Below are 11,738 nucleotides of genomic sequence, written 5' to 3' on the forward strand. Positions count from 1 at the left end.
CCGTTCGTTGCGACCGTACCGTTGCGAGACACCACGCCTCCGTCAGGCGAATAGCCGTAGTCTACGTTTAGCAGGCGGCCGAGTCGGCCGTTCGTATTCGTTGGCTCTTCGTTGTATTTGAACTGACTAACTCGTCCTCGCACGTCGTAAGCAATGCGTGCCGTGCGGTAGTTTCCGGTTTGCAACGTCACACGGTGCGCCGCATCGCGATCCTGATTCCCAAAGAGCCACTTCGAGACGATATTCTGCGCAGTGTTGAGATTGCCGGTTTCGTCGTAGAAGTAGACCCAATCCGAAGCCTTAACGTTGTTGACGTAAGTGATCGCCTCGGCCAACCGATTGAACTGGTCGTATCGAGCACCAACAGTTCGCTGCTGCTGTCCGTCCCAGGTGGCATCGAAACCTGCTTCACCCGTCAGGTCATTTGTGATGCGTTCGCTATACCCCGTGACGTTGCCATCGGCGTCATAGACGAATGACATCAACTTTCCCGGCATGGCGACGGACGCAGGATGAAGGCTCGTTGCATCGGCGTACTGCACCGAAGTGACCGAGATGACGGAAGAGGTCCGCACGGTCGCTTTCACCGGACGACCAGTTTCGTCGTAGCTGTAGACGGCATTGCGTCCCGGCGCAGTCGTCGTCAAGAGACTGCCCGATGCGTCCCACGTCACTCCGCCCAATAGGGAACCGCTGCTGCCGGTTGGGCGAACCTTGTCACCTATGGTCGAGAAGGAAAGCGTTCTTGCACCATTGCTATCCGTGACAGTGGTCGTCCCCGATCCATAGGTGAGTTGTACGTTTTTTGTCGTGTCGGGATGGCTGACAGCAGTCGCTCGACCTTGTGCGTCATATGTCCACGTTGCGATTCGCGAGCCGGTCTCGTCAATAACGCCGGTCAGCGCATTCTTGAAACGAGAGTCGCCGTACGCGTATTGCCGTACGTTTCCATCGGGCCAGGTGACAGAATCGAGATTGCTGTTTGCGTCGTACCGGTACTGCGTGAAGTGGCCCGCAGGGTCGACTAGTCGCGCGATACGTCCTTTGTCGTCATATTCGAGGCGAAGGGTGAGGTCGTAGACCACCCTGGTGTCGGGACCATGCTGCGTGATCGCAGCAAGCCGTCCCGATCCGTCATAGGTCAACGCTCTGACAAACCCGGTCTTGGTTGCCTCCGATAGCAGAATGCCTTGCGAAGAGTACGTTTCGGTGTTTTCTGTTACCAAGTCAGTGAGTGTCCAGCCCACTCCATTCTGCGTAAGCGTGAGACCGCTAAAGCTCTTCGTTCGCCATGTTCCGTTCGTTAATATAAACGTTAACGGCTCTCCGTTTTCACGATATGCGATGACGTTGCCAGAACTGCCTGCAGTCCCGGTGACATTCAACTGCCGTTGCCAATTGTGAAACCACATTGGGCCGACAGCACTCGCACTTTTCAGGAACACGGTAGATCGGTATGTGCGTGTGAACGTGACCGGCAGTTCATCGCCACTGACGAAATCGTTTTCTGTCAATGTCACAGCGCCGCTAGACGGGTACACCGGGTCCGCCACCGGGCAGGAGTCGTCAGGCAGGACAGGATCGGGTCCCTTGCAGTACCGGGCGATCATTTCCTGCGCATTTGCAGTGCAGAAATACGTACCCATGCCGGTTGATGTCCGGCTCGCAGCAATCGAAGCGCAGTCTTTATTGCCGGGAATGGCCCCTGCTCTCGCGTACAGCGGAAAACAGATGTCGTCGCCACTGTCGGCGTTCGCACCGAACGCCACCAGTAGCAGCATGAATGCAGCCAGTAGACGGGCCAGGTAGCCTGCTGGCCCGCAAGACGGTTTGTTTATTCTCATACATCTCCCTTTTGTAATGCGTCGTTAGAAATGCGTAATAAGGCGACACTGCATCGGGGAGTTGGGAGTCAAAATAGGACAATTCGGAAAAAGGCCGTCGCGCGACACATCTTCACAGACCGGCTGAAATTGACAGCTTCAAAGCAGGAGCGGCACTAATCTGCACGCCAACAACGCCCGCCATGCGGGGCATCCTGCGAGGTACAAACCATGGAAGGTACGATTTACAGCGAAGGGGAACACGCGGTACACGTCATCGTTGACCGCGACACAACGATTCGCAAATCGAAGCAAGGGCCGTCGTCGAACTCGGGATCGGCGACGACGATCAACGTGCTGCGTCTGTGGCTGGCCACGCGATAAATGCGCGGCCGGTTAGCCTCCCAGTGTTTAGGGCCTGAAATCCGCCCCACGCTTGCACACGTCGGACGGGTCGAATCCGAAACGTTCGCGCAGGCTTCCCAGCGTGTCTCCTGTCAGATCTTCGGTCGTCCGATTTGCGGCACTGGATTTAGACCCGGCTTTGGTTCAGGACCCGGTTGCGGTTGCGGCCTCGGTTTCGGCGCCCAGCAGGCCAGTCTCACCCGCCCGAAGACTGCCTGTCGCCCACATCCCGTAAAATAGCGGCACCGCCTGCACTTCACCGAATCCGCCCATGTTCGCCCGACTTCCTCTGTATCTGCGCCTCGTGCGCATGGACAAGCCGATCGGCAGCCTGCTGCTGCTGTGGCCGACGCTCAACGCGCTGTGGATTGCGTCCGACGGTCATCCTTCGTGGCCACTGCTGGTGATCTTCACGGTCGGCACGGTGCTGATGCGCTCGGCGGGCTGCGCGATCAACGATTACGCGGATCGCGACTTCGATCGCTACGTGAAGCGCACGGAAAACCGGCCGATCACGTCGGGCAAAATCAAGGCATGGGAAGCGGTGGCGCTGGCGGCCGGTTTATCGCTGCTGGCCTTTCTGCTCATCTTGCCGCTGAATACGCTGACCAAGGAGCTATCGGTGGCGGCGCTGTTCGTCGCGGGGTCGTATCCGTTCACGAAGCGTTTCTTTGCGATTCCGCAGGCTTACCTTGGCATCGCGTTCGGCTTCGGCATTCCGATGGCGTTCGCCGCGATTCAGGATCACGTGCCGATGCTCGCCTGGGTCATGCTGCTGGCCAACGTGTTCTGGTCGGTGGCGTACGACACCGAATACGCAATGGTCGATCGCGACGACGACATCAAAATCGGCATCCGCACCTCGGCATTGACCTTCGGCCGCTTCGACGTGGCGGCGATCATGCTCTGCTACGCGGCGACGCTGGGGATTTACGCCGGCATCGGCGTGATGCTCGGTTTCGGCGTGTTGTATTGGCTCGGATGGGCGGCAGCGGCGGGCTGCGCGATCTATCACTACACGCTCATCCGAAACCGCGAGCGGATGGCGTGCTTCGCGGCATTCCGTCATAACAACTGGTTGGGCGGCGCGTTGTTTGTCGGCATTGCTGCGCATTACGCGGCGGCTTCGTTTTAATTCTTCCGCGCCTGTTTTGTGCGGTAGTTTGGCCGCAACACTTCCACGTTTCTTCTGCAGTTCTCTTGCGCTGCGGACGCCGCCTCGGTTCGATTCGAGGCGGTATGTCTTTCGGCGTCATTCCGCTCCTAACTGCTGAGCGCGGCTTTCAGACCGCGAGACCGCGCTTACAGCTTGCCGAACTCGTCGCCCATTTCCTTGGCGCGCGCATCGGCGGCGAGCGCGCCACGCACGATCGCGTCCTTGATCCCGCTTGCATCGAACGACGCCAATGCAGCTGCCGTGGTGCCGCCCTTCGACGTCACACGTTCACGCAACAGGCCCGGCGGCTCGTCCGAGTTCGCGGCCAACTGCGCCGCGCCGGTGAAGGTCGCGACTGCCAGCGCGCGGCCTTGCGCTTCATCCATGCCGAGTTGACGCGCGGCTTCCTGCAACGCCTCGATGAAATAAAACACGTAAGCGGGACCGCTGCCCGAGATCGCGGTGACGGCGTCGATCTTCGCTTCGTCGTCGAACCAGACGGTTTGGCCGACTGCGCCCAACACTTGCGACGCGAGCGCGCGGCCTGTTTCGTCGACGCTGCCAGTTGCCACGAGGCCCGTCACGCCCATGCCGATCAGCGCCGGCGTATTCGGCATCACGCGTACGATGCGCGCGTGGCCGTTCAGCCAGCGCGACATGTCATCCATGCGAATGCCCGCGACGATGCTGATTGCCAGTTGCGAGGCCTTCAGATGCGGCGCGAGTGCCTCGGCGACGCTCTTCAGGATCTGCGGCTTCACGGCCAGCACGACGGCGTCGTACGACGCAAGCGCGGCGGCCGCGGCCGCGTCGGTCTTGACGCCGAATTGCTGCTCGTTGCGCTTGCGCGCGTCTTCGTTGGGATCAATCGCGTACAGGTCCGCGGGCGCGACGCCGCGCTTGATGAGGCCGCCGATCAACGCGGCGGCCATGTTGCCACCGCCAATAAAAGCAATTTTCATGATGTTCCGAAAGATGTCCCGTGAGGCGTCTGGAAAGGGAAGAAAGGCCCGATACGGTCAGTTAGAGTAATCTCGCGCGCCGAAAATCGCGGTGCCGACGCGCACCATCGTTGCGCCTTCCAGCACGGCGGCCTCGAGGTCGCTCGACATGCCCATGGAGAGCGTATCGAGTTCAAGGCCGTCGTTACGCAGCCGCTCGAACAGTTCGCGTAATTGCCGATGCGGCACACGCTGCTCTTCGATATTGCCGGCCGGTTCCGGAATCGCCATCAGACCGCGCAGATTCAGCTTCGGCAACGCGGCGATTTCCTGCGCGACTTCCACAGCCTCGGGAATGCTCACGCCGCTTTTCGACGCTTCACCGCTAATGTTGACCTGCAGGCAGACGTTCAACGGCGGCAGGTTGTCCGGGCGCTGCTCCGACAGTCGCTGCGCGATCTTCAAGCGGTCGACCGAATGCACCCAGTCGAAGCTTTCGGCGACCGGCCGCGTCTTGTTCGATTGCAATGGTCCAATGAAATGCCATTCGAGCGACGCGCGCAGATTCGCCAGCGCTTCGATTTTGGTGATGGCTTCCTGCACGTAGTTCTCACCGAACGCGCGCTGGCCGGCTGCATAGGCGGCGCGCACGTCTTCGGCGGGAAACGTCTTCGAGACTGCGAGCAGGGCGATCGAACGCGCGTCGCGTCCGGCTACGTGCGCGGCGAGGGCGATGCGCTGCTGCACCGCTTCGAGGTTGTGGATCAGATCGGGCATGGGGCGGAACCGGAAATCGAGCGAAAGACAATGTATGAATTATACGGACGCTGCTTCATACCGTTGCGGTCCTGATCGGCAATGTCGCCAACCGGGTCACGAACTTCGTTGCGCAACCGGGTTGCGGCCTGCGGCAGGGGGGCGAAGGCGGCCACCGTGACACGCGGGAAGCCACGTGCCGCGCTTGCCTCAAGATCGATCGCCTCAGGCGGACAGCATATGTTCCACCAGTTCGATCCAATGCGCGACCGGCGTCGACGTGCCGCTTTGCAAATGCGCAATGCAGCCGACGTTCGCCGATACGATTACCTGTGGCTCCTGCGCCTGCAGCCGCTCGAGCTTCTGATCGCGCAGCGCGTACGAGAGCTTCGGCTGCGTGAGCGAATACGTGCCGGCCGAACCGCAGCAGAGGTGATTGTCCGTGGGCAGGCGCACTTCGACGCCGAGTGCCGTCAGCAGATGTTCGACGTTGCCGCGCACCTGCTGACCATGCTGCAACGTGCACGGCGGATGAAACGCTACCGTATGGATCGCGCGGCGGCGCGTCACGGCGACGAGCGCCTCTTCGAACTCCGGCAGGATTTCCGCGACGTCGCGCGTCAGCTCGGTCACGCGGCGTGCCTTCTCCGCATACGCGGGATCGTTGCGCAGTAAATGTGCGTATTCCTTGACTGTCGCGCCGCAGCCGGACGCGTTCATCACGATCGCTTCCACACCTTGTTCGATATACGGCCACCACGCGTCGATGTTGGCGCGCAGGTCGTCGAGCGCTTCGTCGTTGTAGCCCAGGTGCAGACGGATCGCACCGCAACAGCCTGCTTCGGGCGCGATCAAGGTTTCCACGCCGAGTGCGTCGAGCACTCGTGCCGTCGCGACGTTGACGTTCGGCATCATCGACGGTTGCACACAGCCCGCGAGCATCAGCATCTTGCGCGGATGTTTCGCGGTCGGCCATTCGAGCGGACGCTGCCGCGCGGGCACCTTGTCGCGCAATTTTCTGGGCAGGAGCGGGCGGAAGTGCTGACCGAGGCGCATGACTGGCGTGAACAGCGCGCTGTTCGGCACGAAGCTCGCGAGCAGTCGGCGCACCATCCGCTGACGGAGCGGGCGCGTGACTTTTTCCTCGGTGATCTTGCGGCCGATCTCGACCAGCCGGCCGTATTGCACGCCGGATGGGCAGGTCGTCTCGCAACTGCGGCAAGTGAGGCAGCGGTCCAGATGCACCTGGGTACTGCGCGTGACCTCGGCGCCTTCCACCATCTGCTTGATCAGATAGATGCGACCGCGCGGGCCGTCGAGTTCGTCACCCAGTATCTGATACGTCGGACAGGTCGCCGTGCAGAAGCCGCAATGCACGCAATTGCGCAGGATGGCGTCGGCTTCGTCGCCATCGGGCGTGTTACGAATGAAGTCCGCGAGGTTGGTTTGCATCGCGTCGCTCAGAAGTCGGGGTAGAGGCGGCCGCGATTGAAGATGCGGGCCGGGTCGAAGGCGGTTTTCAGGCCGCGATGGATTTTCATCAGCGGTGCGGGTAGTGGTGTGAACACCCCGGCGCTGCGGTCGTAGCCGTGGCAGGTACGGAAAATGGTGGCGTGGCCGCCGGCCTGTTTGGCGCTGATACGCACGGTTTGCGCGTCGGTGTCGGTGATCCACCAGCGCTGGCCGCCGCCCCATTCCATCAATTGCGCGCCGGGCAATTGCAGCGGTTCGGTGATCGACGGCAGCGCGAGGCGCCACAGCGCTGCCTTCGGCGGGATGGCCGAAAAGAACGAGTCGGTCTGTTCGCGCAGGCCGGCCCAGAAGCGCTCAGCCTCCACGGCATCGACGACTTCGCCGCCGAGCGCGGTGCGCGCCGTTTTGACCGCGGCTTCCGCGCCGGCCATGCGCACGGCCAGCGTGCCGTGACGCCATGCGCTTGCCGTGATCGGCAGCGGACGGCCGCCCCATTCGTTGAGCTTGCGGACCGCGTCGGTACCGTTCATATCGAATTTGAGCGTGGCTTCGGCCTGCGGCAGCGGCAGTACTTTGACCGACAGTTCGAGGATCAGCCCGAGGGTGCCCAGCGAGCCCGCCATCAAACGGGAGACGTCATAACCGGCGACGTTCTTCACCACCTGGCCGCCGAAATGCAGCGTCTGGCCCTGGCCGTTCATGATGACCGCGCCGAGCACGAAGTCGCGCGCCGCACCGGCGGACGGGCGGCGCGGACCGGCGATGCCCGCCGCGATGCAGCCGCCGAAGGTCGCCTGCGGCCCGAAGTGCGGAGGCTCGAAGGCGAGCATCTGATCGTGTTCGGCCAGCGCGGCCTCGATCTCCAGCAGGGGCGTGCCTGCGCGCGCCGTAATGACCAGTTCGGCCGGATCGTAGGCGATGATGCCGCGATAAGCGCGCGTGTCGAGGATGTCACCTTCCAGCGTCTGACCGTACCAGTCTTTGGTGCCGCCGCCACGGATGCGCAATGTGCGCCCTTCGGCGCTGGCTGAACGCACGCGTTCAGACCAAACGGCGACGATGTCGTCCTCTTCCATGGTGTCCTGCTTCGCTGTGTTTCGATTGATTGTACCGGGCGGCGGCGCGCTGGCAACCCGGAGCGGACCCGCATCGGGTAATCAGGGTGGGAGCTGGGAAGAAGCGCCGGTGCGGGCTATGCGGGATGCGTGCATAGCCCGCAGACGCCTTAGAACCGCGGCAGGTCAGGATGCGGCAGCAAGCCGCCACGCACATGCATCTTGCCGTATTCGGCGCAGCGGGCGCGGGTGGGAATGCCCTTGTCGGGATTGAGTAAGCCCGGCGCGTCGAAGGCGCGTTTGACCGCATGAAATGCGTCGCGCTCCTCAGGCGAAAACTGCACGCACATCGAATTGATTTTCTCGATGCCCACGCCGTGCTCGCCGGTCACCGTGCCGCCCAGTTCGACGCACGTTTCGAGAATGTCGCAACCGAAGGCTTCGGCCCGGTGCCACTCATCCATATCGTTGCCGTTGAACAGAATCAGCGGGTGCATATTGCCGTCGCCGGCGTGGAATACGTTGATGCAACGCAGGCCGTACTTCTTCTCCATCACTTCGATGCGCGCCAGCAGCGGTCCGATACTGCGGCGCGGCACGGTGCCGTCCATGCAGTAGTAATCGGGTGAAATGCGGCCTGCCGCCGGAAACGCATTCTTGCGCCCGGACCAGAAGCGCAGCCGTTCGTTTTCCGAACGTGAGATCTGGATGCGCGTTGCGCCCTGTTCGCGCAGCACCGCGGTCATGCGCACGATTTCGTCGGCCACTTCTTCCGGCGTGCCGTCCGATTCGCACAGCAGGATTGCCGCCGCGTCGAGGTCGTAGCCGGCTTTGACGAACTCTTCGACGGCGCGCGTAGCCGGTTTGTCCATCATCTCCAGGCCCGCCGGAATGATGCCCGCCGCAATGATGCCGGCGACTGCGTTGCCGCCTTTCACGACGTCGTCGAAACTGGCCATGATGACCTGCGCCGTTTGCGGTTTCGGGATCAGCTTGACGGTGACCTCGGTGACGATCGCGAACATGCCTTCGCTGCCGATCAGCACCGCGAGCAGATCGAGCCCGGGCGCATCCGGCCCGAGTGACCCGAATTCGACGATTTCGCCTTCCATTGTCACGGCGCGCACACGCAGCACGTTATGCACGGTGAGGCCGTACTTGAGACAGTGCACGCCGCCCGAATTCTCGGAGACATTGCCGCCGATCGTGCAGGCAATCTGCGACGACGGATCGGGCGCGTAGTAAAGGCCATACGGCGCGGCGGCTTCGGAAATCGACAGATTGCGCACACCCGGTTGCACCGTGGCGGTCCGGGCGTACGAATCGACTTCGACGATCTTGCGAAAGCGCGCGAGCGACACCACCACGCCGTGACGAATCGGCATCGCCCCGCCGGACAAACCGGTGCCCGCGCCGCGCGGCACGATCGGCACGTCGAGCCGGTGACAGATCTGCACGATGCGCTGCACCTGCGATTCTGTCTCGGGCAATGCGACCGCGAGCGGCAGACGCCGATAGGCAGCGAGGCCGTCGCACTCGTAGGCGACAGTGTCTTCTTCGCGATACAGCAGACAGTGGGTCGGCAGCACGGCCATCAGCGCCTGCACGACTTCGCGCTGGCGCTGGGCGAGAACTTCGGCCGTCAGTTCGACGGGTGCGTTCATATGACGTGTCTCCTCGTGTCTTTCACCCTGCATGCCCGGTCAAGCCGGGTTATGCGGCAGCAGGCGTTGCCGCAGCCGTAACCCGGCCTTGATGATGTCTCAAGCTGCCCAGGAAAAGATCTTGCCCGGGTTCATCAGATTGCGCGGATCGAGCGCATGCTTGATGGAGCGCATCGTGTCGACGGCGACTTCACCGTGTTCTTCGAGCAGGAAGTTCATCTTGTGGAGACCGACGCCGTGCTCGCCCGTACAGGTGCCGTCCATGCGCAGCGCGCGCTGTACGATGCGGTGGTTCAGGCGCTCCGCTTCGGCGAGCTCTTCCGGCTTGTTCGGATCGATCAGGATCGCGACGTGGAAGTTGCCGTCGCCGACATGACCGACGATCGGGCACGGTAGCGGCGACGCTTTCAGATCCTGCTCGGTTTCCACCACGCATTCCGCGAGACGCGAGATCGGCACGCAGACATCGGTCGTGACGGCGCGGCAGCCGGGCTTCAGTTGCAGCATTGCGAAATAGGCGTTGTGACGCGCGTTCCACAGGCGGCTGCGGTCTTCCGGCCGGGTCGCCCATTCGAAGCCTTCACCGGCATTCTGCGCGGTGAGCTCCTGCACCAGCTCGGCTTGCTCTTTCACACCGGCTTCGGTGCCGTGGAATTCGAAGAAGAGCGTGGGCGCTTCACGCAGCGTCAGATTCGAATGGCGGTTGATCGAGCGGATCGCGAGCGAGTCGACGAACTCGACGCGCGCAACCGGCACCCCCATCTGAATCGTTTCGATGACCGCGCGCACCGCATCGCCCATCGATGGGAACGTGCAGACTGCGGCCGAGACCGCCTCCGGCTGCGGATACAGCCGCACGGTGATTTCGGTAATCACGCCGAGCGTGCCTTCCGAGCCGACGAATAGACGTGTGAGGTCGTAACCCGCCGACGACTTGCGCGCGCGCGTGCCGGTTTTGATCACGCGGCCGTCGGCGAGGACCACCGTCAGCCCGAGTACGTTTTCGCGCATCGTGCCGTAGCGGACGGCATTGGTGCCTGAGGCACGCGTAGCCGACATGCCGCCGATACTCGCGTCGGCACCCGGGTCGATCGGGAAAAACAGGCCGGTGTCGCGCAGCGCTTCGTTCAACTGCTTGCGCGAGATACCGGGTTCGACCGTGACGGTCAGGTCTTCGGCGTTGATCGACAACACGCGGTTCATTTCCGACAGATCGATCGACACACCGCCTTGCACCGCCAGCAGATGTCCTTCGAGTGAGGAACCGTTGCCGTAGGGGATGATCGGCACGTTGTACTGGCCGCACAGCTTGACGATGGTTTGCACGTCTTCCGTATTGCGCGCGAATACGACGGCGTCGGGCAGTTGGGGATCGAACGGCGATTCGTCGCGGCCATGATGGGCACGCACGGCTTCTGCCGTGGACACGCGTTCGCCGAAAGCGGCTTTGAGTGCAGTCAGCAACTCGGGGGGAAACGGCCGGCGCAGCGGGGCCGGCGGCACGGGATGATTCACGCATGTCTCCTGATATTGGGGCGGAGCTGTTCTACAGCTTGTGCTTCATTTTACGCCGATCACCCGCGGACCGGCGTCGGAGGCGGCTGCCCGCTTTTATAATGGCGGCGACCCCACGATGCGCGCAATATGGATAAACGCGGTGGCCAAACCGGTGGCTTAGTTGCCGGATTCGCTGGATGGATTCACCGGCGCCGCGCTGGCGCATCGTTACTGAATGAATGGATCGGAGACATCATGGGCAACCGCTTGAGCAAGATCGCCACCCGTACGGGCGACGATGGCACCACAGGTCTCGGCGATGGCCGCCGCGTGCGCAAAGACAGCACGCGCATTGCCGCAATCGGCGACGTCGACGAACTCAATTCGAATCTCGGCGTGTTGCTGTGCGAAATGCTGCCCGACAACGTGCGGGCGGCGCTGGTTGCGATTCAGCATGACCTGTTCGATCTTGGCGGCGAACTCTGCATCCCCGGCCATACGATGATTACCGACAGGCATCTCGGCCAACTCGACGACTGGCTGGCCGATTACAACGCGACCCTGCCGCCATTGAAGGAATTCATTCTTCCGGGCGGCTCGCGCGCGGCCGCGCTTGCGCATGTGTGCCGCACGGTGTGCCGGCGGGCGGAACGGTCGATTGTCGCCCTCGGTGAAGGCGAGGCGATCAATGAGGCGCCGCGCCAGTATGTGAACCGGTTGTCCGACCTGCTGTTTGTGCTCGCGCGCGTGCTCAATCGCTCGGACGGCGGCAGCGACGTGTTATGGCAGCACGATCGTAGCGCCGGCTAACGCCGCGCTTTAGTCCCCGGTTTAGGCAGTATGACTTTCCGTGAGTCAGCGGCTGGCCCGCCGTGAGGAACCAGACGCGGATTAGCATTACTGCCAGAGCCGCACGATGTGCACACGGCACATCCCGGCGATTTCCCGCGCGGAGGCCAGCATGAACC

Annotated in this window: 10 protein-coding genes; 3 read left to right on the plus strand and 7 right to left on the minus strand. The window is 62.5% G+C overall.

Annotation, left to right across the window (positions count from 1 at the left end; translation table 11 throughout):
* Positions 1-1,781, minus strand: a 1,781-nt coding sequence (locus tag VFE81_RS03085) for a DUF6531 domain-containing protein (protein WP_325043181.1), incomplete at its 3' end; no start/stop codon positions are given.
* A 273-nt stretch (positions 1,782-2,054) separates the two neighbouring features.
* On the opposite strand from VFE81_RS03085, the gene VFE81_RS03090 reads away from it, so the two are divergent.
* Positions 2,055-2,207, plus strand: coding sequence for a hypothetical protein (locus VFE81_RS03090; RefSeq protein ID WP_325043182.1), 153 nt, complete (start codon positions 2,055-2,057; stop codon positions 2,205-2,207).
* 292 nt (positions 2,208-2,499) lie between these two features.
* Positions 2,500-3,363 (plus strand): 4-hydroxybenzoate octaprenyltransferase, encoded by an 864-nt coding sequence (gene ubiA / locus VFE81_RS03095; RefSeq protein ID WP_325043183.1) that lies wholly within the window; start codon positions 2,500-2,502, stop codon positions 3,361-3,363.
* A 167-nt stretch (positions 3,364-3,530) separates the two neighbouring features.
* Here the strand turns inward: ubiA and proC are convergent, their stop codons facing one another.
* The 6 genes from proC to VFE81_RS03125 form a co-directional block, all read right to left on the minus strand.
* A complete protein-coding gene (gene proC / locus VFE81_RS03100) occupies positions 3,531-4,346 on the minus strand; it encodes a pyrroline-5-carboxylate reductase (protein WP_325043184.1) in 816 nt (271 codons plus the stop codon).
* 57 nt (positions 4,347-4,403) lie between these two features.
* Positions 4,404-5,102, minus strand: coding sequence for a YggS family pyridoxal phosphate-dependent enzyme (locus VFE81_RS03105; protein WP_325043185.1), 699 nt, complete (start codon positions 5,100-5,102; stop codon positions 4,404-4,406).
* A gap of 204 nt (positions 5,103-5,306) precedes the next feature.
* Complete coding sequence (glcF, locus tag VFE81_RS03110) at positions 5,307-6,533, minus strand: glycolate oxidase subunit GlcF (protein ID WP_325043186.1); 1,227 nt, start codon at positions 6,531-6,533, stop codon at positions 5,307-5,309.
* Between the two features lie 8 nt (positions 6,534-6,541).
* Positions 6,542-7,630: a glycolate oxidase subunit GlcE gene (glcE, locus tag VFE81_RS03115; RefSeq protein WP_325043187.1), complete on the minus strand. Its 1,089-nt coding sequence runs from the start codon at positions 7,628-7,630 to the stop codon at positions 6,542-6,544.
* A 149-nt stretch (positions 7,631-7,779) separates the two neighbouring features.
* Positions 7,780-9,273, minus strand: a complete 1,494-nt coding sequence (locus VFE81_RS03120; protein WP_325043188.1) for an FAD-linked oxidase C-terminal domain-containing protein — start codon at positions 9,271-9,273, stop codon at positions 7,780-7,782.
* Between the two features lie 99 nt (positions 9,274-9,372).
* Positions 9,373-10,788: an FAD-linked oxidase C-terminal domain-containing protein gene (locus VFE81_RS03125; protein ID WP_325043189.1), complete on the minus strand. Its 1,416-nt coding sequence runs from the start codon at positions 10,786-10,788 to the stop codon at positions 9,373-9,375.
* A gap of 237 nt (positions 10,789-11,025) precedes the next feature.
* On the opposite strand from VFE81_RS03125, the gene VFE81_RS03130 reads away from it, so the two are divergent.
* Positions 11,026-11,580 (plus strand): cob(I)yrinic acid a,c-diamide adenosyltransferase, encoded by a 555-nt coding sequence (locus tag VFE81_RS03130; RefSeq protein ID WP_325043190.1) that lies wholly within the window; start codon positions 11,026-11,028, stop codon positions 11,578-11,580.
* The last annotated feature ends 158 nt before the right edge of the window (positions 11,581-11,738 follow it).

The organism is Paraburkholderia sp. (assembly GCF_035656215.1).
Classification (GTDB): domain Bacteria; phylum Pseudomonadota; class Gammaproteobacteria; order Burkholderiales; family Burkholderiaceae; genus Paraburkholderia.